The sequence below is a fragment of the Paenibacillus lautus genome (genome assembly GCF_050482385.1).
In the GTDB taxonomy this organism is placed as follows: Bacteria; Bacillota; Bacilli; order Paenibacillales; family Paenibacillaceae; genus Paenibacillus_AQ; species Paenibacillus_AQ lautus_B.
Window position 1 is genome coordinate 201,526 of sequence record NZ_JBCNHV010000003.1, and the last position, 25,952, is coordinate 227,477.

Genomic DNA, 25,952 nt, shown 5'->3' on the forward strand with positions numbered 1-25,952 from the left:
GAACAGCGCTTCTTGGCAGAAGCGCCGTTCCGGGCATCGTTCATATTCATCCAGAGGGTTTCTTTGTCGTTTATAACGTTTTGTATGTTATTTTCCGTCCTTAAGCGGAATGCGTAATACATCGTCTCGCTTATGAGTGGCATACTTCGAAATATACACCTCAAGCTCGGTCTTGTCGAAATTCTCATACACGTCCATATGTTTATTGTTGTCATCGCCGAACAGGCTAGTCATGGCTGGCATTCCATAGTTCCGGTCGTTGCCGTCAAGATAATAGGTTTGGTTAACACCTCCGAACACCGGATCTGCGCTGGAGGATTCCACATAGAGGTTATTCTCCTTCATGTAATAGATCCATGTGATCGGATAACCCGCAATGCTGGTCGTTATGGTCTGATACTTACCCGAAATATTGGTCAAGCGGATCGGACTCTTGTCTCCATCATATGCATCGACGCGGTGCTTGGCGATCAGGGACACAGGCTGGTTCGCCAGGGAGGCCGCATTCAGTCCGGTCATTTCAAATCGCAGCTCCGTTTTATTGTGTTGTTCCTGAACAGACCATATATTTCCGTTCAATAGCGTTCCGCCTATATCCAGTTGGTATTCCATGTAAGGAACCTGCGTGTATTTTTCTTCATGGGTCAGGATCAGCCGGACTTGGGTTGGCGTAACGATCATTTCATGGATCTTCGTTCCGCCAGGCAGCTGATCAACAGGGATATTCAGCGATTCCTTAAACGTTCCATTATCCATTTGTTTCTTGGACAGGGCCATATCTAAGCTCCAAGTACCCTTTTCGGTTTCAAGTGTGCGATCATAAGCAAGCCGGAAAGTAGTTCCTTCTGCAAGCAAATGGCCGGACTCGAATATTTGCTGATTTACAAATTCTCCAGCTGCGCCTGGGGTTCCATTAAAGGAAGGCTCGGTTTCCTTGATAATCTCATTTTTGTCATTGATGGCCTCTACTCGCACCCAGCTTCTGTTCCTCATCTCGGGATCCGTATACGTAAAGGCCGATCGCAGCAGGATATTTCCATCGGATTGATCGAATGACTGCAGGCTCACGCTGTCAATGCCATCTTTCTGGATAGGGAATACCTGTGTATTGGAGTTACTAGGGTCGTAGTTGATGGACTGTTTTCCATCGCCGGTAAAATGGATATTCTCCATGGCAAACTCAATATCCGCCATCTGGCCGTCAGCGACCCAATCGGTTTCAAAATACCCCTGGTATACGCCCAACTCCTTGTTCCATTGATGGAAATAATGTCCCTCGATCGAATTGCCTTCCTTATCTTTAAGTCCTAGATGATCAAAGGATACTTGCTCACCAGCCCGTGGTCCAGGATCCAGACTGTAGAGCAGGAACGTCCGGTTCTCATCGATAAACGCCGTGTGCACCGTTAAGGTTATGCCATCCTTTGTTACGGATTGCTCAATCGTCTGGCCAAGCCCCTGCTCCAATGCGGTCTGGATACCGGCTCTGTAAGATAGAAGATTGGACCAGTCATAGTTCAGAGCTGCATAGACCGGCGTTGCCATCAAAGCGACGGATATTCCCGTGATGACTGCAATACGTTTTCGTATTAACGGACGAAGCGGAACCGATTCCCCCACAGCCACCTTCAATTCGTCCTGCTGGATACTGCTCCACATCCGGTCAAAATCCGGATCAGACACGTTATTCGCCTCTTTCATCTGGTTTTTCAGATTGTTCTCAAAACGATCCATATTGGTTCTCTCCCTTCAGCCAAAAGCCGTTATGGTGTTCAAGCTTTTTGCGCATGATTTTCAATGCTTTGTGAAGCCTTGATTTAACCGTTCCGACTGGAATCTTCAACGTTTCGGCGATTTCAGCCATCGACAGCTCACCGATATAGCGGAGCGTGACAACGGCCATCAGTTTGTCCGGAAGCTGCCGCAGTAATTTCTCCCATTCCGCCGCCGCTGCTTTTTCCAATACGATGGTGTCTACGGATTTAACCGATGCCGTGGTCTGCTCGTGGAGCCACTCAACCTGGCTTTGCTTGTCCCGCTGGGTCTGATTCCTTCTAAGCAGGTTCAAGCAATGGTTCATCGCGATGCGCATAATCCAGGCGCGTGTATGCTCAACGCTTCTCCAATCCTGACGAAATACGGTGACAAAAACGTCGTGGCAGAGATCTTCCGCATCTTGCGCGTTACGCAGCATGTAATAGCAGGTACGGTACACATCTGTGTTGTAAGTATCGAATAACTCGCGTTTCGTCAATCCAAGGCACTCCTTTCTTCGCGTTATGTCTAATAAAACAAATGACCCCTAGAAAGGGTTCATCTTTTTTTTTCTGCCGTAATGCAGCGAAGGTCTGAGTCCGTCTCCGTAACTGTTAATTGATTTCATTCTAACAAAAATAGAACATCTGCCCCACGATATAAAAAGAAGGGCAGGTGTTCTATGGATATCTGTAAGTTTAGAAGCCGTTGACAGGCTCAATTGGAACCCATCGATTAGGCATATGCATATAGAGGGTTATCGTTTTGGCTTAAGCTATGCGGAACCAGCTGATTTGCAACTCACCTTTCATGATGAGGAAGACGTCAGCCCGTCCTGTTAATCCCGTCAGTTTGGCCTGAACTGTCGTCCAGGCTTGGCGCCCTCCGGTCGGCAGAATCTTGCAGCTTCCGGCTGCAGGACCATCCGGGCTGCCGGTTGTAATGACGATTTCGCCGCCCTTGATATGTCCGCTCACCCTGGCTTCGAACGTTACCGAAGCGTCGCCGAGATCCACGTCATGGAAAGCGATCCATCCCGTTTCGCCGGTTAAACGGATGCTTTCACCGCCTTCACGGCATTCATCCAGGAAGACACCTTGGTAGTCGTCATAATTCACCGCTCGAACAGGCTCACGTAAGGTGCGTGGAGGGATCGTCTCGCCTTCCACTTGAAGGACTGCGGTTTCTGGCAATTGGCTGGAGGACGAACCAGCCATGAGCGTATAGCTCCCTTTTTCAACACAGTAGCGATCCCGGGTGACATCCCAGAACGCCAGATCCTCCGCTTTGAGCTCAAAGCTTACCGTTTTCGCAGCTCCCGGGGTCAGATGGATGCGACAAAAGCCTTTCAACGTTTTGAGAGGACGGATGACGCGGGAGGAGTCAGTTTTCATATACAGCTGAACCACCTCATCTCCGGCCAACGTGCCCTCATTCCTGACGGTAACGTTGACAGTTACGCTACCATCGGCGGTAATTTCCGACTGGCTTAGCGACAGACCGCTATAATGGAAGCGGGAATAGCTGAGACCATGGCCGAACGGATACAGCACATCCCCGTCGAAATATTGATAGGTCCGTTTCCCTTTGATAATGTCGTAATCCATGAGGTCTGGAAGCTGTTCGGTCGACTTATACCACGTCATATTTAAGCGACCGCCCGGATTGAAATCTCCGTACAGAACGTCGGCAACCGCATGACCCAGCTCCTGTCCGGCATGAGATGTAAAGAGGATGGATGGCACATGCTCCTGTTCCCAGTTCACGGCGAACGGATATCCGCCTACGATGACAACCACCGTATTGGGATTAGCTTCATACACCGCCTGAATTAAGGCTTGCTGAGCAGGCGGAAGGGTGATGTCGGGACGGTCGATCGTTTCCTTGCCGTTGATGAACGGACTGTTTCCCACGAAGACTATGGCGGTTTCAGCCGATGCTGCCGCCGCGACGGCTTCAGCCATGCCGTCCTGAACCGTCTCGATGGCTATTGGCGCTCCCGCATCTTCACTGCGGCCTACCACAAATCGTCCGTGCTCATCCAGTAGGATCGGTTTGCCCTCCCAATTGTTCATCACAAAGCTTCCATCCGGTAACACCTCGAAGCTGAAAGCCTCTTTAACGAACCAGCCACGAGCCTCGTCGGCCGTTGCTTGTAGTCCCGTCTCGGTTTCGGTTACGAATTTGCCGCTCCCAACAAGGCGGAGTGTCACGGAGCCCCAGCCCCAGTCGTTCCGTTCAAACACCGCTGCTCCGGAGGGCTCAGCCGTGCTTGCAAGCAGCCCGCCATTCTCTTCCGTGGATAAGGCTACATATTTGCCGCTAACAGCAGAACGAAGACGCACCTGGTCTAATCCTGTATGAAAATGGACGCTGCGGTCCTGCATTTTCTCCTGCACGCCCTGAAGTGGCGTAATTCGGTATGGAGGCGTACCGCTGTACCAATCTGTAAATGCTTCGTTAGCCAGGGGACCGATGACAGCAGCGGATTTTAACTGATCACGCTGAAGGGGCAGCAATCCGTCGTTTTTGAGCAGCACGATCGATTCCCGGGCGGCTCGTAGAGATAATTCGGCATGCTCAGGCGCGCAGAGCTTGGACTCCGGCACATGGCTGTAAGGATTCCGTTCTTCTGGATCGAATTCGCCGAGACGGAACCGGACACGGAAGGAATTGCGGAGGGCGTGATCGAGATTCTGCTCTTCCAATAATCCTTGCTCCAATGCGTCACGGAGAGCACGGAAGGAGATGTCCTGGTCGTCGGTGATGCTGTCGATTCCGGCTTTAACGGAGCCAGCAACGGCCTCTGCATAGGACGATACATATTGATGGTCCATGACGGTGCCCAGAACGTCACCCGCGTCCCCTACCACGAATCCGTCCATGCCCCATTCCTGTTTGACGATGTCGTTCACTTCATGGTTCAGGTTGCACGGCGTACCGTTGATGCCATTATACGCGGTCATCATGGAACCGGCTTTCCCTTCCCGGAACGGTGCCTCGAAGGCCTTCAGATAATACTCGCGTTTGTTTCTCGGATCGATGCTTACCGAGGCGCTGCCGCGGTCAACTTCATTGTTATTGGCGTAGAAGTGTTTTAGGGTAGCTACGGTTATATAGTAGAAGGGATGGTCTCCCTGCATTCCCTTTACTAGCCCGGTGGCGAGTTCCCCGGTCAGGTGCGGGTCTTCCCCGTAGGCTTCTTCCGTGCGTCCCCAGCGAGGATCGCGTTCCAAATCCACCGTGGGGGCCCAGATGGTCAGTCCGTTAATGGCCCGGTCGCGCTGGTAATAGACGCGGGCTTCGTCCGCGATGACCGATCCGATCTCCCGCATCAGCTCGGGATTCCAGGTACACGCAAGCCCGGTATTTTGCGGGAACACGGTCGCTTCGCCAAGCCATGCCACGCCGTGAGCACCTTCGGTGCCATGCTTATATTTTTGCACGCCGAGGCGGGGGATCTCCGTCTGGTATTGGCACATTAATTCAATTTTCTCGTCCAATGTAAATCGGGATACAAGATCATGAACCCGTTCTTCCAGCGGAAGATCCGGATTCTGGAATGGATATTTCATGGAGTAAAACCTCATTTCTATGCATAGTCGGAATGGAAACGCTCTCAGTTATACATGCGATAAGTTCATGCTTCTCTTAATCCAGTTAGTCCAATTCCATCATAGCTTGCAAAGCGGAGTCGTAATACACCGAGAATTAGCGCAGTTTTCATGTGGAAATTTCGAATTCGAAGACCAAAATGAAGAGTTTAACCAATTGATGAGCATTTCAGACTCCGTTTCGTTTACGAGATCGCCGAGATCGTGTTTCAGCAGAAACATAAGAAATGATGGGGGGCCCAATGTTTGCATTCATTATTTTTTACCGTGATCATGACGGAGAAATAAATGATGATTTATGGATATATCAATCAAAAAAGTTACGTTCTAAGGGGAGGGAAGAAAATATATAAAATGGTTGATCGGGAAGAGGAGGTCTTTGATCAGCTTTCCACATGGCTGTTTGAAAAAGCTGGGATTTATGAAACCTCTCCGAAGAAAGGGATGCTTAAGCGCCTTTCGTTTCTTCGTGAGAGGTTTCTGTTTTCTTTCGTCCGTTACATTCTGCAAATCTCTCTGGGGCAATCCTCGCAGTGGCAAATATTCCGTAAATAGTCGGGATCATTGAGAACGATGCGTCCCCGTTCGGTAGAAATCACGCCTAGATCCTTAAGCTCGTTCAATATCCGGTTAACGCTTTCACGGGTGGAGCCAATCATCTCCGCCATTTCCAAATTCGTAATCCGCTTGCCAATGATGGATCGCCCATCCTTGATTGTTCCACTCGTGCCGTACATATTGTACAGTCGCAGCAGCAGCGAGCACAGAGCGCCGGATTTACCATGCAGCAGCAGGTCGCGTAATTTGCTTTGCGCGGTGCGCTGCATGAGTGCCATCCAGCCCATATATTCCACGGCAAAGTCCCCGTTGGTGCGGATGACTTTATCCAGTTCGGCCTGCGGCACAATGCCGACTTCACTATCCTCCAAGGCTTTGGCTTCGAATTGATGAACGGCTCGTCCGAACGGATCGGGTTCACCGAACAGATCGCCGGGGATGTGAAGCGATAAGGTGGCCGACAATCCGTCTTCCAGCAGCTTGGATACCTTCAAGCTTCCACGGTTTACAAAGTACAGCCGGTCCGCAGGATCATTCTCCTGGTATAGATAATCGCCGGCAAACAAACGGACGGGCTCGGCCATCTCCCGGATCAGAGCGAGATGCGGTTGTGAATAGACAGAGGAAGTACCCGCTGGAAACAGCCCTCCATTCCATGTTTCGGACCTTGCAGCTCGATTCTGTTTCATACGATCTTCTCCTTCCATAAGTTTATTCGGCAAGCTGATAATCGTCATTGGTCAGTTTAAATGCATGGGTTAGACCTGAGGTGAGATAGATTTGATGATCGGTGGTGACAAAAATGGCTTCGGCATCGTCGCGGCTTTCGACGAACTGCCGTCCTTCCGTTAGTCCAAGCGAGAAGACGGAAGTTGACATGGCGTCGGCGTCCATGGACGTGTCGGTCACAATCGTTACGCTGAGCAGGTCATTATCGACCGGATAACCGGTGAAGGGGCTCAGAATATGGTGATACACTTTTCCTTCTGCTTCGAAGAAGCGCTCGTACACGCCGGAGGTCACGATTGTCTTATTGACAACCTTCAGTGTTCCCAGATGCTGCCCACGCTTTTCTCCGGGATCCTGGATGCCGATATTCCACGGTGAACCGTCCGGTTTCGAGCCCATGGCAAGGATATTGCCCCCAAGGTCGATGATGGCCGAGTGGAAATCCTGCTGCTGCAAATAATCCGCAATGACGTCCGCTGCATATCCTTTGGCGATGGCCCCCAGATCAAGTGACATTCCTTCTTTCTTCAGCAGGATGGCGTGTGATACCGGATTCAACATGACATCCTTGTAGTTCATTCGCTGCATGGCGGCGGTCAACTCACTCTCTTTCGGCACAGAGGGGTGTTCACCGCCAATGCCCCAGAGGTCCACAAGCGGGCCGACGGTCGGTTCGAAATGACCGCCGGAGGCCGCTGCGTAATCAAGGGCCTTCTGGACTACCTTAAAGGTTTCCTCGGATACCTTCACTTCGGATTTGCCGGCTGCTTGATTGACCTGATCAATCTCGCTGTCTGCCAGCTGCCGGTTCATCCGTTGGTCGATCCGCTCCAGCAGTGCGCCTACCTCATCGAAATGCTGGGATGTCATCCGTTCATCGTAAACGCGGAGACTTACAATGGTATCGAATATAAAGTAACGTTCGGTTGCCGGTTCGTTGCTGGCGGCTACCTTCTGATCTGCTGTGGTTGTGCAGCCAATCGATCCCGTCATCAACAGGGTGAGCATGATCAACAGGCTGCTGTAGGAAAGAAACTTCCTATACATGATAGTGCCTCCTCTTTTCAGTTCTGATGCTGTTCTAAATCGAGTTCCGATGATCCCAGCGTATCAGACCCTTCCCTTGCTGAATGTGAGAAAAATCATTTCTGGCACTTGGTGCAGCCCTGATAATGAAGATAAGCAAAGCGAAGTGGAGAGATGCTGATGAAACGCGGAGATATTGGAATAGCGCTCGTGCTGATAGCGGTTGTCGCCTGGTTTGGAATATCCAAGTTTATGGGAGAAGACGGAGCGGCGCAGGGAACATATGCCATGATCGAGGTGAATGGAAAGCATTATGATACGGTGGCGCTTACGGAAGAGCCCCGAGATATAGAAATCCGGACAGAACGGGGATATAACCTCTTGAGGGTCTCCCGCGAGGGGATCGAGATGGTGGAGTCTGATTGTCCGGATCAGCTCTGCATCGGGTTCGGTCACGTTCACGATGTTCATGGCACCATTGTATGTTTGCCCAATCGGGTGTTTGTAGAAGTGACCGGAGATCAAGTTGAAGGAAGTGAGCCGGATGCCGTTGTCTCCTGATCCCCATGCACTCCGCAAGCTGGTCGTAATCGCCATCTGCGCCTCCTTATCGGTGGTGCTTGGCATTGTGGAAGCCCTGATTCCATTCGCTGTCACGATACCCGGTGCCAAGCTGGGACTTGGCAATATTTTGGTGCTGACCTGTCTAGTCTGCCTAGGGGGCAGAGATGCCCTGTGGCTTATTGTTATAAAGACATTGCTGACTGCCTTTATACTCGGAAGCTTCTCGACCTTCCTGTTCAGCATGTTCGGCGCGCTGGCGAGTTTTCTGGTGATGTATGTCATGCTTAGACTGGGGGGCCATAATTTCAGTTTAACCGGCGTGAGCATCGCAGGCGGCATTGCTCATAATATTGGCCAATTAACGGCAGCCTCACTGGTATTGGGAACAACTAAAATTTATTATTACTTGCCATTTCTGCTTGGGGCGGGTGTGGTGACGGGGATCTTTGTGGGATGGGCTGCAAAACATCTGATCGAATCCCTGCGACGAATCGACCCGTTTGGCATGTTTCACACGGAAAGTTAAGGAGGAGGCGTTAGGCATGGTGGACATAACCGATAAGTCAGAGCACGCGGTCCAACTCAAGCATGTATATTACGGACAGGGCTGTACGAACGTGCTCAAGGACGTCTCGCTGGCGATCCCCCATGGGCAGTGGGTATGCATCGCCGGAAGGAACGGGGCAGGCAAGTCCACGCTGATTCGTCTGTTAAACGGTCTTCTCCTCATGAGTCGGGGACGCATTCTTATTGATGGACTGGAATTGAACGGCCGTACGCTGGGTGAAATTCGCCGTCATATTGGCATGGTGTTTGCCAACCCAGACGATCAGTTTGTTGGCCTCACCGTAGAGGATGATATCGCGTTTGGCCTGGAAAATCTGTGTCTGAGCCGGGAAGAGATGCTGCAGCGGATTCGGACCTATGCGGAGCGGCTGGATATCGTCCATCTGCTCCACCGCCATCCGGCTACTTTGTCCGGCGGACAGAAGCAGCGCGCTGCCATTGCTGCCGTGCTGGCGATGGAGCCTTCTATCATTGTCTTGGACGAGGCAGCTTCTATGCTGGATGAGAAGGCTAAGAATGAGCTGCTGGGTTTCATGCGAACCATGCATGCCGAAGGCCGATATACCATCATCTCCATCACCCATGACGTAGAGGAGATGGCCGAAGCAGACCGGATGATTGTGTTGGATGGCGGAATGGTGACGGCAGACGGAAGTCCAAGGGAGCTGCTGCTGCAGGAAGAGCTGCTGCAGCGATGCAGGCTAAAGGTTCCTTTTGCCCTCCAGCTATGCAGGGAGCTGAAGGCGCGGGGGATTGATATCGGCGAGCTGGTTAGGGAGAAGGAGGTGCTGGAGGCGTTATGGTCATATCATTCGAAGAGGTTTCTTACCGCTACCGGGACCGGGGGATGAGCCCTATTCTTGGACTCGACGGCCTGAATCTGAAGCTGGAGGAAGGCAGAATGATTGCCGTTCTCGGTGCGCCGGGTTCGGGAAAATCAACGCTTCTCCAGCATATGAACGGATTGATACGGGCAGATGAGGGCTTGATTCGCATATTGGATTTTCGCCTTGAATCGGGTGACGGCAAGAAAGTCCCTGCCGGTTTGCGGCAGCGCGTCGGCCTGGTATTCCAATACCCGGAACAGCAGCTGTTTGAAGAGACGGTGGAGAAAGATTTGCTGTTCGGGCCGCTAAATTTCGGGCGGGGTCCAGCCGAAGCTGCCGAGGCGGTCCGTAGAGCGGCTTCCTTCGTCGGATTAGACGAGGAGCTGCTGGCACAGAGTCCCTTCAAATTAAGCTCGGGTCAGATGCGAAAAGCGGCCGTGGCTGCCGTACTGGCGGCTGACCCCGACATTTTGGCTTTGGATGAGCCTACGGCCTCCCTCGATCCTGCCAGCCGTGAGGATTTAATGGGGCGGCTGCATGGATTAACGAGGACCCAAGGCAAGACGGTTCTCATCGTCACCCACCGGTTGGAGGAAGTCGTGGCCTATGCGGACGAGTTCGTTGTAATTAAAGATGGTAGAGTTGTATTTCAAGGAACGGCCAAAGAGTTGGTACACCAGCAGGAGGTGCTGGAGCAGGCGGGACTGATGGCTCCGTCGTCCGTGCGGATGGCGGGCAAGCTGGCAGCGCAGCTTGGAGTACAGCCTCCGGAGATGCCACCGGATGCGGCGGCGCTGGCGGATTGGTACGCAGGCCAGCTTGAAATATAGGGCAGGGCGAAGTAGAGGCTAAAGGGGGAAGCATGGATGAAGCGAAAAATCATCCTGGGCCGATATATGGAAGGTGATTCATGGGTTCACCGTCTGGACCCGCGTGCCAAGACGGCCGCCATGCCGCTCTTTATGGTAGCCGTGTTCCTGGTAGACGGATATATGGGGGTGCTCGCGCTGCTGCTGTTCACTGCGGCGGTGATCCGGGCTACGAGAATCCCGTACCGTTATTTCATTAGAGCCATGAAGCCGCTGATGTTCATCATATTGTTCATCCTGGTATTTCATCTTCTTTATGACGCGGGAGGCGGGAAACTGCTGGATGTGGGCGCGTTCAAGGTGTATGCCGGCGGATTGGAAAAAGGCATCGTGTCCGCATCACGGATGGCGCTCTTCATCATGTTGGCGGCGGTGCTGACCTTCACGACCCAGCCGGAGCAGCTGGCCCAAGGGCTTGGCAGCCTCCTGCGGCCGCTGACCTATATCGGCGTACCGACCGATCGACTGGTGCTGATGCTCGGCATTGCCCTCCGGTTCATTCCGACCATCTTCGAGGAAGCGGAGCGGCTGTGGAAGGCACAGCAGTCCAGGGGACTGGACCTGTCGTCGCGGTCGCTGAAGGAGAAGGCACGGCTGATCATTGCCCTGCTGGTGCCTGTAACGACAGGCGCGTTCCGGCGCGCCATCGGGCTGGCCGATTCCATGGAAGCCAGAGGCTACCGGCTGGGGGCGCCGCGAAGCAGGTTCAGGGCCTTTGTATGGAAGCGGGCGGACACGCTGTTTCTCGCATTGTTCCTGCTGCCCGTGGCCGCAGCCGCGCTGCTGTAATGATGGCTTGAAATCATGCAAACCGCAGTCCTTAAGGACTGCGGTTTGTGGACTAGAATACGATAGGGAAGGCTTCACAAATACTCGTGGATGAGTTGTTGCAGTTTAGAGGCTCCGGATCGTTTTCAAAGTCTTTTAATAGTTTTGAGAATTCACCCAGGTAGGGCTGCAAGACGTGTTTATGGTTATTGATTTTCCCTTGAACGATGCCGGCAAACCGTCCATTCTCCGGCATGTCTTTTGCGGAAACGAGTTTCCCGTTCTTGTAATTCTCTACGCGATAGTATTCTACATCCTCGAAACGTTGGTTCACTCCGGTATATAGCTCCATCACTTCATAGTCACCCGTTCGATATACGCCTTCGCTGATGGAACCCCCGTAGCCTTCCATTCCTCTTGAATATTCGAATCCATTGTAGTCAAGCGCGGACTTTTCCCTTTTGTAGTAATTCAGCAGTTGAATATGGCCGCGAGCCAATTTGGAATGCATTAATTCATTTGCCTGCTCGAGATTCGATACGGAAAATTCCAAAAAGGTGCTCCCGTTCCGATAGTCAAACCAAATGCCAACGATTGATTGCGTGACGGTATGGCCTGATATCAAGTCATGATCCTTGAATAGGCCTTTCGAGATCTTATGAAATGCAAGATCAGGACTGCTTTCCCTGCAAATTCCGGTCCCGTCTGGACGATCATACTTCCATTCGCCTTCATATACGATTCTCATATCCTCGGGAAGCCTGTCCGATATGTATTTGCCTGTACCGGATCTTTGTCCATTGTACCAATCGCCGCTGTATATTTTGGAGGGTCCCCATCGCATCGTACCTTTCCCGTGAGGTTTGTTGTTCTTCACTTCCCCGTAGTAGGTGGCCCCGTTAGGGAGGGTCAAACTGATTTTTTGGTTGGAAGCTTCCGTCTCCTCATGGGTAAACAAAAGAAACAATAATGCTAGTGTAAGAAAGCTTAGGCATTTTCTGATCACGTTGTAATACGTCTCCTCTAATCTGCCGATTTCAAATTTCTGCTGTATACCATCGATGGATGATTTACCCAGTCAAATCATAGATGAGATCCATGCCTCTCGTAAAGTTATAATATGGTAATTAAATCTGACACATCCTTTCATATCAAACAGGGATGCATCCATGATGGATGTATCCCTGTTCATTTTGAGTATATGGATTCATGTCTTTAGGGCAGAAAATAATGGAGCAGGACCTGCAAATCATGCTGGGCGGGATGATCCGTAAAGTTGCCGATCATCCGCTGAGCTTGTTCCGCATACGATCGGGCAAGCGCCTCGCTTTGCTCAATGGCGCTGCTTGCGGCAATGCGGTGGATGACTTCATCCATGTCAGCCGCCGCAGAGTGGGGGCCAAGCTGTCTGATTCCAGGTGCAAGGGCTGGATCGTTGAGGGCGTAAATCACCGGCAGCGTAATGTTGCCGTTTCGCAGGTCTGCGCCAGCGGGCTTGCCGATGGCCTCCTTGGGCTTCGTGAAATCGAGCAGGTCATCCCGGATTTGAAATGCCATGCCGAGCGACTCCCCGAATTGAAATAGCCGTTCAGCGGTTCTCGCATCCGCTTTGGCTGCTTCCGCGCCCGCTTTCAGGCAGTGGGCCATCAGCAGGGCGGTTTTGCAGCGCGTTTTCTCCAAATACTGATCCAGCGTCAGTTCATAGTTAAAGCGGTGGTGCAACTGATCGTATTCCCCCATACAGAGCTCGGTTACCAGAGCCGCAAGTTCGGCTAACCGGTAAGCATCCTCCTCGGAGACGTCTTCACTGCTCCTGTCTGACTCGTCATTCGAATTATCCGCAGCCCATTCGATGGCACGGGCAATCATGTAATTGCCGATGTGCACGGCCGTCTGGACATCCGTGGTTTCATGCAGGGTCGGCATGCCTCGCCGCATATCGGATTGATCGATGATGTCATCGTGTACCAGCGAGGCCATGTGTAAATATTCAAGCAGCACGGCGGTTTTCATGACGGCCGGCTCATGCACGCTTTCCCCGAAACGGCTGCCGAGCACGACCATGAGCGGACGCAGCCGCTTGCCGCCGGCGTCAATGAGATCTATGACGCTGCTCAGCACAACAGAGGGAGGAGAGAGGTCACGGTCTGAGGTGACCACCTCCCGGAGCAGATTGTCGAAGGAAGCGAGATCCACTCCCATTTGGTTATGAATGTTCATTTACATCATCGCTCCTTTCCCAGATGGCTCCTTACGCGCTCCGTTGATCCAGATAGCTGCGGATTTCACGCTTCAGCTCTTTAAGCAGGATTTCGGGTGAAACGTTCTTCATTAGATTCAGCTGCATGCGTTTATGGAAGGGGAGAAGCCGGGACAGCAGCTTCCATTCCTTCCGTTTGACGGCAATCCGGTACATAAGCCCGGTTAAATAATCGCCGTCCAGCAGCATGCGCGTCAATCTCTCGTTGTCCTGCGCCTGCAGCTTGCCGTGCTTGCTTAGAGCAGAATGAATCAGGATGCAGCATGCCAGCACCGTCATTTTACGGGAATAGGCCAGTTCATAGGCGTTGAGCATATCGGCAATGTCCCTCACCGGCCTGTTATCCATCTCCATCCAATCGATATCCGTTCCGGAATCGATATGCGACCGAAGCAGGTCGATCGTATCCTGTAATAGCTTCATATCCATCGTTATTGACTCCTTCCGGAAGGCTCGTGTTGATTAAGAGTGTGAATGACGGCAGAACGGCCTTTGAACCGAATCGGCAAGCATGATAAGACAAGATGCTTCTCTCGAACGATGGAAGATTAGTCCGTATACACGTACCATCGCCTTACAAGCGGAATTCGTTTCCATACCTTCTTCAGCCAAGGATATACATAGTAGTCAAGTCCAAACGTGCTGCCCGATCCGCCGATTAAGGCGATCCCGGCTGCCAGATACCACAGCATTTCGTTAGGTGCCATGCCCGATACCCAAACCATCGCGCCCATGGCAACGCTAGCTACGGCTGCAGGTGCCGTGAACAATCCGACGATCAGCAAGATGCCGACGATCAGCTCAGCCAGGACCATCGAGGTCTGAAACACATAGGCGAGCGAAGTATAGCCGCCGTCGCCGGTGTAAAACATCAGGTCCATCGACCAATCGACAATGGATTTCATGAAACCCGGAACTGGCAGGGCGGATACCGCTTCTGCGGTATAAGCGGAGGCGGCGGAGACCGCGTCAGCCGCTCCAGCTCCGGCAGCATCGGCGCCGGCAGCAGACGCTGCGCTTACGCCATCGGCTACTTTAGCAGGAATAAGGAACACTTTATTGGGATCCTCAATAATCTTGTGGATTTTATCCCATCCCTGAGAGAGCCACATCCATCCGGCAAAAATCCGCAGCGGAACGAGCCAGAAATTCGGAGACCGTTTGGCAAAATGTCCGCCCACGAAGCTTCTATTGTTCCGAACATGGAAGAATTCATGCAGCAGGTAATGGTATACCTTGTTGAAGCCGCAAACCTGGAACAGATAGAGCATATTGATCATATGTTTGACCAGCATTGCCATGAAGCCGCTGAGCCTGAACATGTGGCCAGGAACACCCACGTTAGCTACCCCGTAGCGGCTGCCGATACAGACCATCGTTCCGTGGAACGTCGGTTTGTAGGATTTCATCGGTTTGTTCAATAGTTCTGCCACAATGTTATGTGCGATGACTGGGGCTGCGAGTTCCGCATTTTCTACCATTTGAGGTACGGGTGCAGCCGCGCCCTCAGGAATGTAGAAAATATTGTCCCCGACGACATAAACGTTCGGATGGGCAGGAACTTGAAGCTTGTCGTTGGTCAAAATACGCTTTCGGCCTTTTTGCTCGACATCCATATTGCCAACTACGTCGGAACCCTCAACTCCTGCGGTCCAGATAACCGTACGGGATTTGATGTCATTGCCGCCGACGGTAACGCCATCCGGTTTAACTTCCGTAATCTTCGAGCCTGTGATGATATTGACGCCCATTTTGCGCAGCCGTTTCTCGGCTTTGCGGATTAACGGTTCGGGCAGGATCGGCAGGATCTTGTCGACCATGTCGGCGACATGAAGTGTAACCTCGCTTGGATCGACGTAGAACTCTTTGCATAATTGTTGAGTGAATTCGGCCAGCTCACCGATCATTTCGACCCCGGTGAATCCACCGCCGACCACGACAAAGGTCAGCATTTCTTTGCGGACCTGCGGGTCGCGCTCCAGCACGGCTTTTCGGAACATATTCAGCGTATGTTCTTTCAGGCGGACCGCATCATCATACGACCATAAGGTAAAGGCGTGTTGATCTGCGCCCGGTATGCCGAAGAAGGTTGGCTTGCTGCCTGTTCCGATGACCAAATAATCATAGTTATAGGTTTGTTTCTCTCCACGGAGTGTTTGGCCGTCAAAGTCAATGCCGCCGATTTCATCCAGCACCACGTCTACATTGCGGAATCCGGAGAACACTTTTTTTAGGTCGATTTTGATGGAATCCTCCTCGACCCGGTTCGCGGCCACTTCATGCAGCTCGGTCAGCAGCGTATGATACGGCTTGCGGTCGATGAGTGTTATCCGCAAATCCTTCTGTTTGCGCAGTCGTTTAGCCAGCTTCTTGGCGGTAAGTATACCGCCATATCCGCCGCCCAGCACGATAATCTGTTTCATGCGAATCTCCCCTCAAGGAATAGTTGTCTTCTATTTATCGCTCTTGTGGCTTATTTGGCGCCTTCGAGTGCTTTTGTTGCCAGCTCTACAAATCCGTTGACGTGGATCGACACACCGGAGATTGCATCGGTTTTGCCGTCTTCCGCCGTTACGATTGCTTGCGGATCTTGCTTTTCAATCAAATACTGCTCGGCTTGATACGCCTGTTCATGCCATTCGGATTGAGCTCCGCCGTTCTTCATGCCGTATTCACCGGATTTGGAACGGGTAACTTTATCTGTACCGCCGTCTTTATGAACGCCGTTCCAGCTGACCGCGGCAATCTTGCCGTTAATAACGGCAATGTCGACGGTTTCCTTCCAACCGGACTTAGCATCGAAGTCAGCCGCTTCTGCGTGATAGCTGCCGTCTTTGTATGGTCCTGCTTCAACAGGTCCCGCCGCCAGCGCTTTTGCTGCCAGTTCCGTAAATCCGTTGACATGGATCGATACTCCGGACACGGCATCCGTGCGGCCTTCATCGTTCAAGGTCAAGCCTCCAACTGACTGCTGAGCCACCAGGTATTCCTCCATTTTAGCTGCCTGCTCATGCCATTCTGCTTGAGCGCCGCCTTTTTCCTTCATACCGTAGAAGCCTTTTTCGGAAAATGTCTTTTTGTCCAAGCCGCCGTCCTTATGAAGCCCGTTCCAGTTGGCGCTGACGATTTTGCCACCCTCGACCTTAATTGCAACGAGTTCTTTCCAGCCGGAGTCTTCGGCAAACTCGCCTTCAGCGTAATATAAGCCGTCCTGCAGGGTTCCTTCTTGTGCAGGCTGTTCCGCATTACTTGTGTTATCCGTGTTTTGGCTCTCTGCTGGTTTGTCCGTATTAACCGGCTCCTTGTCACCGTTGCCTCCGCAGCCGACAAGCAGCGCAAACATCAACATGACGGAGAGGGATAGAGAGAGTGTCCTTTTCATTCTGGTTTCCTCCTATAATTTTGTGAATTACTTCACAAATATTGTTCTTGAGTTCATTTTATTCTTAAAAAGAATAGTTATCGGTGAAAAAAATCACAAATAGTGTCGGTGCTTCATGTTCGAGGTGATCCTGTTGATTATATAGGAAGGATCATAGGTCAGATAATGCCTCGAATGTCATCCAGCGAATGGATGCCTTCACTTTCCATCAATTCAATCAATTCTTCGGCCAGGGTATCGCCGGCCCGCAAGTTGATGAAGTTGTAGGTTCCGATCTGTACAGCAGCGGCGCCTGCCATGATGAATTCGAGGATATCCTCGGCGCTGCTGATACCGCCGATTCCAACGACCGGGATGGATACCGACCGTGCCACCTGATGGACCATGCGGAGCGCTATCGGTTTAATTGCCGGCCCGGACAGCCCGGCGTAGGCTCTGTCAAATACGCTTCGTCTTTCCCGTATATCAATCGCCATCGCTTGGATTGTATTGATGAGCGAAAGACCATCAGCACCTTCAGCTTCGCACATGCGTGCCATTTCCTTCAAATCCCTTGCGCCAGGAGAGAGCTTGACGAGCAGAGGCAGCGTGGTCGCTTTCCGGACTGCGCGAACTACCTCTTGAGCCTGCTCATTCTCAACGCCGAAGGCCAGCCCGCCTTCTTTGATGTTGGGGCAGGAGATGTTGAGCTCAATCATGTCGACAGCTCGTTTGCCGGATGACCGTAACTTGAGGCTGGCTTCCGTAAGCAGCTCGGCGCCCTCCGTATATTCCCGTATGGTGCCGCCGCCAAGATTGACGATGACCGCAGTCCCGTGTGAGGTCATCTTGGATAATTCATGCTCCAGAAAAGCGTGGATGCCCGGATTCTCAAGACCGATGCTGTTCATGATGCCGGATGGCGTTTCGTAAAGCCTTGTTCCAGAATTGCCGATTCGTGGAGTCAGGGTCAGTCCCTTGGAGACAATGCCTCCAAGCTTGCGGAGCGGATACAGATCCGCATACGGTTTGCCGAATCCGAACGTGCCCGATGCCGCCAATATCGGATTCGCCAGCGGGACGCCCGCCAGTTCACAATCGATGGAGATCATTCCAGTTCACCTCCTTCGCCGGAAATACGGGGCCATCGGTGCATACCTTGCGGCTTGCGCCAGCGGAGGTTAACGTGCAGCTGTTGCATGCCCCGATGCCGCAGCCCATTCGCTTCTCGATGGAGACGTGAAGCTTGGCGTTAGTACTCTCCGTTTTTTGGGCCAGACTGTGCATCATGCCAACCGGTCCGCATGCGAATATCGTGTCATAGCGGCTTGGGTCCACTGCATCTACAATGGTGCCGCCGGATTTGACGGTGACATTGCGGCTTATTTCGTGGAATCCGGTGACTCCGAAAGGGACGCTGGTGTACCCCAGATATACGCTGGCATCAGGTATTTCCTTAGCTGCCAGCAGCAGCGGGGCTGCTCCAATACCGCCTCCTACCAGTGCCGTCCGGCCTTGGGGCTCAGGGAATCCTTGCCCGAAAGGCCCCTCCAGCTGAATCTTGTCACCCGCTTGAAGCGCCGATAGCAGCCATGTGCCTGTTCCATGCACGCGATACAAGAAGGAAACGGAGTCCTCCGTCAGGTTATGAACGCTGATCGGTCGTGACAGCACGGGATAGGTATCCCAGCAGCGAAGCATGAAGAACTGCCCCATTCGTGCCGAATAGCTGCCTTGAATGGTAAGTCGATATATGCGATGGGCCAGTCTGACATTTTGAATAACAAGGGCCACGTTCTCATTCTCCTTCCCTTGGCGTACTTTTTCCGCCCGCTATGTTCCTTGATACAGTACCACAGACCTATAACGCTACCTGTGACATTTCTCATATTCGGGTGTTGCTCGGGCTTGATACCTTTTGTATACATACACGAGACAAAAAAAGGATGGGGATCATACATGAGAACAATGGTGATCGTTGCACATCCGGGTCTGCATGAGGGATCACGGATCAATCGCGAACTAACCGAGATGGTGAGACATCATCATGAGGTGACGGTGCATGACCTCTATCAGCGTTATCCGGATGGACATATCGATATCGAGGCCGAACATCAATTGCTGCTCCAGCATGACCGCATCGTGTTTCAATTCCCTTTCTGGTGGTTTAGTTCACCGCCCCTTTTGAAGCATTGGTTCGACGAGGTGCTAACCTTCGGATGGGCGTATGGTCCGGGCGGAGACGAGCTCCATGGAAAAGAGTGGGGCCTAGCCGTGACGACCGGTGGAGCTGCGGAAGCCTATGGCAGCGCAGGATATAACCGCTACACGGTGGAAGAGCTGACACGACCTTATGAAGTGACGGCGAGCCTGGTAGGCGCGATCTACTTGCCGCTATTTACCGTTCATAATGCCATGCAGCTGACGGATGAAGAGCTGCAACGTCATGCGGAGGATTTTGCTCTGCATGTTACGGGTTCGGTGAGATCCAGATAAGGGTAGTTATTGAAAGCGTACAGCTGCTGCGGTGATGGTTCGAATTATGGTTGACGACGGGCGAACGATAGGTTGTAAGCTCCAAACTCCAAATGCCTGAATTATGGAGCGGTTGTCCATTAAATGTGAAAAACTGAATGCTGATAAATTAGCCTGGCGGCAGAAGCTGCCGGGCTTTTCGGTGTACTGGGGAATTTCCGCAGATTCCGGCATATTCCGAGCGATAAAGAGAGATTGTCACATTTAGTTGCAATTAAAGTCCTCTGAGACTGCTGTGCTTCTGTTTATAGGCTGCGCTGCGGTTCTCATAGAAAGGTAGAGGCGACGAGCGCCGCGATCTGTTGATTAAAAGGTAGATGCGACGGGCACCACGATTTGCTGATTAGAAGTTAGATGCATGGATCGCCAAATGATTCGAAAACATTCGTTGCATTGTGGAGACGCTTATTTTATACTCGTATACATAGATTTACGATACATAGATAATCTAGGTATTGGAGTGATAGAGGAATGGGCATTAACAAAGAGCTGCTGAAAGGCAGCACCGTCATATTATTGCTTACCGTGTTGAACAAGCGGGAAATGTACGGGTACGAGCTGATCAAGGAGATTGAGCAAAGCTCGGACGGGGTGTTCCTGATGAAGGAAGGTACGTTATACCCGATCCTGCACACGCTGGAGGCGGAAGGTTGGCTGGACTCCTCCTGGAGCCAGCATGATGGACGCAAACGGAAATATTACCGGATTACCGAGCGCGGCAGGGAGCAGCTCCATGAGAAGACCAAGGAGTGGGTCAAATTCCGTACGGCGGTGGATACGGTTATCGGGGAGGGAAGCTAGCGTGCGACCGGTTGAAGAATACAAGGTTGTCCAAGACTTCCTGACCCGGGTGTGCAGGCAGGTACGCGCCAGAGCCATGCATCCGGAAATCCGCGAAGAGCTGCTCGGCCATATCGAGGAGCGGACGGAGCTTCTGATGCTGGAGGGTAATGCGGAGGAGCCAGCCGTGCAGGATGCGGTGAAACAGATGGGGGCCCCGGAGGATATCGGCAAAAGCCTGCATATGGCACACCGGCCACAGTTGGATTGGAAGCTGCTGGTTATGCTGGCCCTGCTCTCGCTCATTGGGTTGTTCGGGGCGCTGAGCGTGGATTATGCGGGTACAGAAAAGATCACAGATATATTTGGGAGAAAAGTTGTTTTCTTTGGTATAGGCTTGATCCTTCTCATCGGTCTCTATTTTCTGGATTACAGAAAGCTTAAGAAGTATTCCGGGGTTTTGTTTTTTATTACGCTTTGCCTGATGGCGATGACGGAATTTTATGGGACGAATGTTAACGGGGCCAACCTCTATCTTCACTTCGGGCCCATTGTGATTCCCATGCTTGGAACGGTTTCCGTCTTCCTTCTCCTCTTTGCTGCGGCTGGCATGAAGCCTGCGAGCCAATGGGGGCCCTGGGAGGGTGTGGTTCAAATTCTGTATCGGGGCGTTCTGCCCGTTTTTCTGTACGGTTGGAGCGATTCCATGGTGTATTTGTTCGTCTACGTGCTTGGATTCCTGGCACTGACTTGGACAACGAAAAGGAATATCAAACAATTTGCGGTACTGATGCTTCCGTCGTTCATTGGATTGGCCTATATCTTGTTTACAAAAAGAATTTATCTTATGTGGAGACTGGAGGGACTTGCAGACCGTGAGGGAGACGGTGGTTATTTCATGCGGGTCATCGCGGATGCCGTTTCTTCTGCCGGCTGGTTCGGCCAAGGCTTTGCTGCGCCGAATCCAGGGATCCCGTACGTTTATAGCGACTCCATATATCCCTATCTGATCTATTGCTTCGGCTGGATGTTTGGCATTGTGGTCGGGATGGTCGTTCTTTTGTTCCTCGCCAGAATGTGGAGCATAGCCAATGTACTTCACGATTCCTACGGGAAAAATATCGTGACCGGTGTCATTGTGGTAATGGGACTGCGCCTGCTCATGCCGATCCTGATGGGACTGGGAGTGGTACCCATTGTGAGCCTGGATTTCCCTTTTATCTCGTATGGCGGCGTCAACAACATGCTGGATTTTGCCATTGTCGGCCTGCTCCTCTCCATTTACAGACGCAAAAACATGATCCCAAGCGAGGTAGGAGAAGCAGCCCCGATGAAAGTGGCTTAGTTGAGTGGTCTATATCTACGCAGCCTCTACTTTAATCGGACAGACTTATCGAACAATACCTGCTGTTTTAACTTACATGATGACCAGATAACTCTCTTCGGATAGGCTCGGGAGGAACGGGATTCAATAAATCACGGATGTTCATCCGGGGTATGATTGAGTACCAGTATCCATCTTGAGGAGAGTTGTCTTTTTTTATCATAAAAGACTGTAATAGGATTCATGTTTTAACTAATATCCCTATCGATATTCGAGGCTATCTAAACAACTTATGGAAATCAAACGATTATTTACATTCTGTTCAAGGAGGAAACATATGCGGCAAATGGAGGAGAATATGGTTGTCCAGCAATTTTTGGACCGGGTGTGTAAGCAAGTGCGCACGAGGCAAATGCATCCGGAGATCCGAGAGGAGCTGCTGGGTCATATTGAGGAGCGGGCCGAACTGTTGATACTGAAGGGACTTCCTGAAGAACTCGCTGTACAGGATGCGGTGAAACAAATGGGGGATCCGGGGGATATCGGCAAAAGCCTGCATTTGGCTCATCGGCCACAGTTGGATTGGAAGCTGCTCATTATGCTGGCCCTGTTCTTAATCATTGGATTGGTGGGCATGTTGAGTGTTTATTACGCGGATGAAAGGTATTCCGTTAGCCTAGTCGAGAGGAAGTTGTTTTACTTCGGAATCGGAGTTTTATTCCTGATAGGTTTTTATTTTCTGGATTATCGGAAGCTGAAGCAATACTCGGCCCCTGTGTTTATCTTTATCGTTATTTTAATGGCCATTTCATTGGTATATGGACAGTTACACGATATAAGAACTAACTATATCAACATTGGTCATATGGGAGTCAATATCATCACTTTCTCCTTGATACCGCTTCTGCTCGCTTTGGCAGGGATGAAGCCTGCCAGCCAGTGGGGACGGTGGGAGACGGTATTGAACATCCTTTATCGAGGGGTACTGCCTGTAGTCCTATATAGTATAAGCGGATCTATTATCTACACGTATATCTATGTGATCGGGTTCCTGGTTTTGACATGGAGAACAAGTAAAAGCTTGAAACAATTTGCTATGATTTCCACGCTGCCATTTGCAGGATTAGCTATTTTCCTCTGCACCCGGACGGATCATTTACTGTTCCGGTGGAGAGAATTTACGAACCCTTCAGCCAAAGAAATGTGGTATATGGGGAATAACGCAGATGCCATCCAAGCAGCGGGCTGGTTTGGGCAAGGTTTTGGCCAAGTTACACCGAAGATCCCATATGTCCTTTATGATAACGTGTTTCCTTACCTCATCTATTGCTTCGGCTGGTTGTTTGGGATAGTAATTGGCGTGCTGATTCTGCTGTTCCTCGTTAGATTATGGAATATTTCTACGGTTCACAAAGATCCTTATGGGAAGCATATCGCTGCAGCACTCATCGTTGTCTTTGGATTTCGGCTGCTATGGCCGCTGCTCATGGGGCTGGGCATTCTTCCAAGGGTTACATTGGAACCGCCCTTCTTCTCTTACAGCGGGATGAACCAAATCCTGGACATGGCAGCAGTCGGCCTGCTCCTTTCCATTTACAGACGCAAAAACATGATCCCAAGCGAGGTAGGAGAAGCAGCCCCGATGAAAGTGGCTTAGTGGATGCTGAAGATCATCCTTCGATTCCGGTTAGCGGGCTAAAGGTTTGCAAAAGAAAAAGCGAGATCTTGGGTTCTCGCTTTTTACTCGTTTATAGAGAGGTACCGTTATCCGTTGGGTGGGGTATAAGCTACACCTTCTCTAAAGCACCGGATGCGATTTCCTCAATATAGTGGCAGGCCGCCTGATGGCCTCCGCGCTCATGGACTTCCCGAAGCAACGGAGCCTCGGACCGGCAGCGATCCGTGGCATACATGCAGCGGGTATGAAACCGGCAGCCGGAAGGCGGATTGATCGGGGACGGAACATCCCCCTTGAGAATGATGCGTTCCTTCTTTCGCTCGGGATCCAGCGTCGGGATGGCTGACAGCAGAGCGCGGGTGTAAGGGTGCTGCGGGCGCCGGAAGAGGGAGTGTTTATCCGCGATTTCCACAATCGTTCCCAGATACATCACGATAATCCGGTCGGAAATATGCCGGACGACCCCGAGATCATGGGAGATGAACAGATAGGTCAGCTTGAATTCGGTTTGCAACGATTTCATCAGATTGAGCACCTGCGCCTGGATCGATACATCAAGCGCAGAGACCGCTTCATCGCTGATGATCAGCTTGGGATTCACGGACAAGGCGCGAGCAATTCCGATCCGCTGCCGCTGTCCGCCACTGAATTCATGGGGGTACCGATTGGCTTGATAGGCGGCCAGGCCCACCGTTTCCAGAAGCTCGAAGGCCCGCCCCCGCCGGTCCTTCTTGGGAACAACGTTCTGAATGTCCATCGCTTCTTCCAGGACTTGCAGCGCTGTTTTTCTAGGATTCAGCGAAGCATAGGGGTCCTGAAAAATCATTTGCAGGTCTTTACGCCTTCGGTTCATCTGTACTTTGTTCAGAGAGAGCAGATCGGTGCCTTCGAACACCACCTCGCCGGCCGTCGGTTCGTCCAGCCTCAGGATGGCTCGGCCCGTGGTTGATTTGCCGCAGCCGGATTCGCCCACGATACTGACAGTCTCTCCCTCGTGCACGGAGAACGAAATGTCATCCACGGCTTTTACGACGTTGACGGTACGACCCAGGACGCCGCCCTTAATCGGAAAATACTGCTTGAGGTTTTTGACGGTTAACAGCTCTTTGCTCATGACAGAACGTTCACCTCGCTTTCCGGCTCCCATTGATCGGTGTATTTCCAGCACCTGACTTGCTGGTTATCATCTAGCGCTTGAAGCTCCGGCAGTTTGTCATAGCACAGCTTGGCTGCATGGGGACAGCGGGGGGCGAAGCGGCAGCCTTCCTGTGGGTCATATGGGCTCGGAACAGAGCCTTTAATCGGCTCCAGCGTTTCCTTATCGATATCATGCCGCGGCAGCGAGTTCATCAGGCCGATGGTGTAAGGGTGCTTCGGATGTTTGAATAGGGTCCGCACATCGGTATATTCCACGACTTTTCCGCAGTACATGACCGCTACGTCATCGCAGGTTTCCGCAACGATGCCCAAGTCATGGGTGATAAAAATAATCGACATCTGCAGTTTCCGCTGCAGCTCCTTCATCAGCTCCAAAATTTGAGCCTGAATGGTCACGTCCAGCGCCGTGGTCGGCTCGTCTGCAATAAGCAGATCCGGATTGCATGCCAGCGCCATGGCAATCATGACACGTTGGCGCATACCGCCGGACAGTTGGAAGGGATACTGGCGGACCCTTTTTTCCGGGGAAGGGATGCCGACCAGTTTTAACATCTCGACGGCTTTGTCCATCGCTTGTTTTTTGCTCAGATTCTCATGGATTTGGTAGGCCTCCGCGATCTGATCGCCAACGGTGAAGACCGGATTGAGCGATGTCATCGGCTCCTGGAAGATCATCGAGATCTGATTACCCCTTATTTTGCGCATCTGCCGGTCCGATTGTTCGAGCAGATTCACACCATTATATAGGATTTGGCCACCGACGATTCGCCCCGGATGAAAGACCAGCCGCAGGATGGACAGGGACAGTATGCTTTTTCCTGAACCGGATTCGCCCACGATCCCGAGCGTCCTCCCCTTGCGGACGGTCAGGCTGATATCATCCACCGCTTTCACTTCACCCAGCTCGGTAAAAAAAGAGGTGCGCAGGTTCTTGATCGTCAGCAGATTTAATGCGTGCTCTTCCATTTGTTGTAGCTCCCTTCGCTATTAATTGGTCTGACTGTATTTGCGAATGTGAGGACTATTTGTTCTGCTATTTTTGATTTTTAAAGCCTTTAAGCAGCAGGCTGAGGACACCAGATCCGTTATTTGGAAGAATTCCGGGATTAATCCGTGATTCTGGGCATTAACGGATCGTGTGTCCGCTTGGATGCGAAAATAGGTCGATTACCGGTAAATAGCAGATCGTGTGTCCGAATGGGCTCTTAAGCGGCTCGATTACAGTAATAAGTGGGTTTAAAATCCGCAATGGCCCGTAACACAACTTAACTTCAGTACATCGAAGGTGTGTATGGACTCGAAATGAGCTCAGTCGGCTGCATTAGCGTAGTTGAGGACCGTGGTTCCGCTATTTCTTGAATTTCCGCCGTTTAGCAGCAGGCTGAGGACACCAGATCCGTTATTGGAAGATATTCCGGGATTAATCCGTGATTCTGGGGGCATTAACGGATCATGTGTCCGCTTGGATGTAAAAATAGGTCGATTATAGGCAAATAGCGGATCGTGTGTCCGAATGGGCTCCTAAGCGGCTCGATTACAGTAATAAGTGGGTTTAATGTTTGCAATGGTCCGTAACAAC

At 51.6% G+C, this 25,952-nt stretch carries 23 protein-coding genes; 9 read left to right on the plus strand and 14 right to left on the minus strand.

What is annotated here, in order from left to right; all coding sequences use genetic code 11:
• Positions 1–87: 87 nt before the first annotated feature.
• From ABEW73_RS06360 to ABEW73_RS06380, 5 genes are all read right to left on the minus strand, one after another.
• Positions 88–1,734, minus strand: a complete 1,647-nt coding sequence (locus ABEW73_RS06360; RefSeq protein WP_430162570.1) for a DUF4179 domain-containing protein — start codon at positions 1,732–1,734, stop codon at positions 88–90.
• The gene (locus ABEW73_RS06365) at positions 1,721–2,254 is read right to left on the minus strand and encodes an RNA polymerase sigma factor (RefSeq protein WP_430162572.1); all 534 of its coding nucleotides are present in this window, start codon (positions 2,252–2,254) and stop codon (positions 1,721–1,723) included. Before ABEW73_RS06365 ends, ABEW73_RS06360 begins: the two co-directional genes overlap by 14 nt.
• 271 nt (positions 2,255–2,525) lie before the next feature.
• Positions 2,526–5,330: a glycoside hydrolase family 3 C-terminal domain-containing protein gene (locus tag ABEW73_RS06370; protein ID WP_430162574.1), complete on the minus strand. Its 2,805-nt coding sequence runs from the start codon at positions 5,328–5,330 to the stop codon at positions 2,526–2,528.
• Positions 5,331–5,866: 536 nt separating this feature from the next.
• Positions 5,867–6,616 (minus strand): Crp/Fnr family transcriptional regulator, encoded by a 750-nt coding sequence (locus ABEW73_RS06375; RefSeq protein ID WP_430162576.1) that lies wholly within the window; start codon positions 6,614–6,616, stop codon positions 5,867–5,869.
• Positions 6,617–6,638: 22 nt separating this feature from the next.
• Positions 6,639–7,703 (minus strand): FAD:protein FMN transferase, encoded by a 1,065-nt coding sequence (locus ABEW73_RS06380; RefSeq protein ID WP_430162578.1) that lies wholly within the window; start codon positions 7,701–7,703, stop codon positions 6,639–6,641.
• A 159-nt stretch (positions 7,704–7,862) separates the two neighbouring features.
• Here ABEW73_RS06380 and ABEW73_RS06385 point away from each other — a divergent pair, with 159 nt between their 5' ends.
• From ABEW73_RS06385 to ABEW73_RS06405, 5 genes are read left to right on the plus strand one after another with little or no spacing between them, the layout of a single operon-like run.
• The gene (locus tag ABEW73_RS06385) at positions 7,863–8,243 is read left to right on the plus strand and encodes a NusG domain II-containing protein (protein ID WP_098741548.1); all 381 of its coding nucleotides are present in this window, start codon (positions 7,863–7,865) and stop codon (positions 8,241–8,243) included.
• Positions 8,227–8,772: a Gx transporter family protein gene (locus tag ABEW73_RS06390; protein WP_430163039.1), complete on the plus strand. Its 546-nt coding sequence runs from the start codon at positions 8,227–8,229 to the stop codon at positions 8,770–8,772. The genes ABEW73_RS06385 and ABEW73_RS06390 overlap by 17 nt, the downstream gene beginning before the upstream one ends.
• Positions 8,773–8,788: 16 nt before the next feature.
• Positions 8,789–9,664 (plus strand): energy-coupling factor transporter ATPase, encoded by an 876-nt coding sequence (locus tag ABEW73_RS06395; RefSeq protein WP_076322472.1) that lies wholly within the window; start codon positions 8,789–8,791, stop codon positions 9,662–9,664.
• The gene (locus ABEW73_RS06400; protein WP_430162581.1) at positions 9,613–10,470 is read left to right on the plus strand and encodes an ATP-binding cassette domain-containing protein; all 858 of its coding nucleotides are present in this window, start codon (positions 9,613–9,615) and stop codon (positions 10,468–10,470) included. The genes ABEW73_RS06395 and ABEW73_RS06400 overlap by 52 nt, the downstream gene beginning before the upstream one ends.
• Before the next feature lie 36 nt (positions 10,471–10,506).
• Positions 10,507–11,298, plus strand: coding sequence for an energy-coupling factor transporter transmembrane component T family protein (locus ABEW73_RS06405; protein ID WP_430162583.1), 792 nt, complete (start codon positions 10,507–10,509; stop codon positions 11,296–11,298).
• Between the two features lie 52 nt (positions 11,299–11,350).
• Here the strand turns inward: ABEW73_RS06405 and ABEW73_RS06410 are convergent, their stop codons facing one another.
• The 7 genes from ABEW73_RS06410 to ABEW73_RS06440 form a co-directional block, all read right to left on the minus strand.
• Positions 11,351–12,283, minus strand: coding sequence for a hypothetical protein (locus tag ABEW73_RS06410; protein ID WP_430162585.1), 933 nt, complete (start codon positions 12,281–12,283; stop codon positions 11,351–11,353).
• A gap of 209 nt (positions 12,284–12,492) precedes the next feature.
• The gene (locus ABEW73_RS06415) at positions 12,493–13,497 is read right to left on the minus strand and encodes a polyprenyl synthetase family protein (RefSeq protein ID WP_430162587.1); all 1,005 of its coding nucleotides are present in this window, start codon (positions 13,495–13,497) and stop codon (positions 12,493–12,495) included.
• A 31-nt stretch (positions 13,498–13,528) separates the two neighbouring features.
• On the minus strand, positions 13,529–13,966 hold the full coding sequence (locus tag ABEW73_RS06420) for a hypothetical protein (protein ID WP_430162589.1): 438 nt from the start codon (positions 13,964–13,966) through the stop codon (positions 13,529–13,531).
• A gap of 119 nt (positions 13,967–14,085) precedes the next feature.
• Positions 14,086–15,960, minus strand: coding sequence for an FAD-dependent oxidoreductase (locus tag ABEW73_RS06425; protein WP_430162591.1), 1,875 nt, complete (start codon positions 15,958–15,960; stop codon positions 14,086–14,088).
• Positions 15,961–16,010: 50 nt separating this feature from the next.
• Entirely contained in the window at positions 16,011–16,919 is a 909-nt protein-coding gene (locus ABEW73_RS06430; RefSeq protein WP_430162593.1) for an FMN-binding protein, read from the minus strand.
• Between the two features lie 158 nt (positions 16,920–17,077).
• On the minus strand, positions 17,078–18,010 hold the full coding sequence (locus ABEW73_RS06435; protein ID WP_430162595.1) for a dihydroorotate dehydrogenase: 933 nt from the start codon (positions 18,008–18,010) through the stop codon (positions 17,078–17,080).
• A complete protein-coding gene (locus tag ABEW73_RS06440) occupies positions 17,991–18,692 on the minus strand; it encodes a dihydroorotate dehydrogenase electron transfer subunit (protein ID WP_430162597.1) in 702 nt (233 codons plus the stop codon). The genes ABEW73_RS06435 and ABEW73_RS06440 overlap by 20 nt, the downstream gene beginning before the upstream one ends.
• A 165-nt stretch (positions 18,693–18,857) precedes the next feature.
• Here ABEW73_RS06440 and ABEW73_RS06445 point away from each other — a divergent pair, with 165 nt between their 5' ends.
• The 4 genes from ABEW73_RS06445 (at position 18,858) to ABEW73_RS06460 (ending at position 23,194) form a co-directional block, all read left to right on the plus strand.
• Positions 18,858–19,394 carry an NAD(P)H-dependent oxidoreductase gene (locus tag ABEW73_RS06445; RefSeq protein WP_430162599.1) on the plus strand — a complete coding sequence of 179 codons (537 nt, stop codon included), beginning with the start codon at positions 18,858–18,860 and terminating at the stop codon, positions 19,392–19,394.
• Positions 19,395–19,904: 510 nt separating this feature from the next.
• Positions 19,905–20,234 (plus strand): PadR family transcriptional regulator, encoded by a 330-nt coding sequence (locus ABEW73_RS06450; RefSeq protein ID WP_009595865.1) that lies wholly within the window; start codon positions 19,905–19,907, stop codon positions 20,232–20,234.
• Position 20,235: 1 nt separating this feature from the next.
• Complete coding sequence (locus ABEW73_RS06455; protein ID WP_430162601.1) at positions 20,236–21,558, plus strand: FtsW/RodA/SpoVE family cell cycle protein; 1,323 nt, start codon at positions 20,236–20,238, stop codon at positions 21,556–21,558.
• 316 nt (positions 21,559–21,874) lie between these two features.
• Positions 21,875–23,194: an FtsW/RodA/SpoVE family cell cycle protein gene (locus ABEW73_RS06460; protein WP_430162603.1), complete on the plus strand. Its 1,320-nt coding sequence runs from the start codon at positions 21,875–21,877 to the stop codon at positions 23,192–23,194.
• Positions 23,195–23,324: 130 nt separating this feature from the next.
• Here ABEW73_RS06460 and ABEW73_RS06465 read toward each other — a convergent pair whose 3' ends face one another.
• Together ABEW73_RS06465 and ABEW73_RS06470 are read right to left on the minus strand one after the other, a co-directional pair.
• Entirely contained in the window at positions 23,325–24,329 is a 1,005-nt protein-coding gene (locus ABEW73_RS06465; RefSeq protein ID WP_430162605.1) for an ABC transporter ATP-binding protein, read from the minus strand.
• Positions 24,326–25,339, minus strand: a complete 1,014-nt coding sequence (locus ABEW73_RS06470) for an ABC transporter ATP-binding protein (protein WP_430162607.1) — start codon at positions 25,337–25,339, stop codon at positions 24,326–24,328. Before ABEW73_RS06470 ends, ABEW73_RS06465 begins: the two co-directional genes overlap by 4 nt.
• Between the last annotated feature and the right edge of the window lie 613 nt (positions 25,340–25,952).

Coding starts and splice junctions, on each gene's coding strand:
- ABEW73_RS06360 (WP_430162570.1), bottom strand. CDS start 1,734: ATGGATCGTTTTGAGAACAATCTGAAAAACCAGATGAAAGAGGCGAAT.
- ABEW73_RS06370 (WP_430162574.1), bottom strand. CDS start 5,330: ATGAAATATCCATTCCAGAATCCGGATCTTCCGCTGGAAGAACGGGTT.
- ABEW73_RS06375 (WP_430162576.1), bottom strand. CDS start 6,616: ATGAAACAGAATCGAGCTGCAAGGTCCGAAACATGGAATGGAGGGCTG.
- ABEW73_RS06380 (WP_430162578.1), bottom strand. CDS start 7,703: ATGTATAGGAAGTTTCTTTCCTACAGCAGCCTGTTGATCATGCTCACC.
- ABEW73_RS06385 (WP_098741548.1), top strand. CDS start 7,863: ATGAAACGCGGAGATATTGGAATAGCGCTCGTGCTGATAGCGGTTGTC.
- ABEW73_RS06390 (WP_430163039.1), top strand. CDS start 8,227: ATGCCGTTGTCTCCTGATCCCCATGCACTCCGCAAGCTGGTCGTAATC.
- ABEW73_RS06395 (WP_076322472.1), top strand. CDS start 8,789: ATGGTGGACATAACCGATAAGTCAGAGCACGCGGTCCAACTCAAGCAT.
- ABEW73_RS06400 (WP_430162581.1), top strand. CDS start 9,613: ATGGTCATATCATTCGAAGAGGTTTCTTACCGCTACCGGGACCGGGGG.
- ABEW73_RS06405 (WP_430162583.1), top strand. CDS start 10,507: ATGAAGCGAAAAATCATCCTGGGCCGATATATGGAAGGTGATTCATGG.
- ABEW73_RS06415 (WP_430162587.1), bottom strand. CDS start 13,497: ATGAACATTCATAACCAAATGGGAGTGGATCTCGCTTCCTTCGACAAT.
- ABEW73_RS06420 (WP_430162589.1), bottom strand. CDS start 13,966: ATGGATATGAAGCTATTACAGGATACGATCGACCTGCTTCGGTCGCAT.
- ABEW73_RS06425 (WP_430162591.1), bottom strand. CDS start 15,960: ATGAAACAGATTATCGTGCTGGGCGGCGGATATGGCGGTATACTTACC.
- ABEW73_RS06430 (WP_430162593.1), bottom strand. CDS start 16,919: ATGAAAAGGACACTCTCTCTATCCCTCTCCGTCATGTTGATGTTTGCG.
- ABEW73_RS06435 (WP_430162595.1), bottom strand. CDS start 18,010: ATGATCTCCATCGATTGTGAACTGGCGGGCGTCCCGCTGGCGAATCCG.
- ABEW73_RS06445 (WP_430162599.1), top strand. CDS start 18,858: ATGAGAACAATGGTGATCGTTGCACATCCGGGTCTGCATGAGGGATCA.
- ABEW73_RS06450 (WP_009595865.1), top strand. CDS start 19,905: ATGGGCATTAACAAAGAGCTGCTGAAAGGCAGCACCGTCATATTATTG.
- ABEW73_RS06460 (WP_430162603.1), top strand. CDS start 21,875: ATGCGGCAAATGGAGGAGAATATGGTTGTCCAGCAATTTTTGGACCGG.
- ABEW73_RS06465 (WP_430162605.1), bottom strand. CDS start 24,329: ATGAGCAAAGAGCTGTTAACCGTCAAAAACCTCAAGCAGTATTTTCCG.
- ABEW73_RS06470 (WP_430162607.1), bottom strand. CDS start 25,339: ATGGAAGAGCACGCATTAAATCTGCTGACGATCAAGAACCTGCGCACC.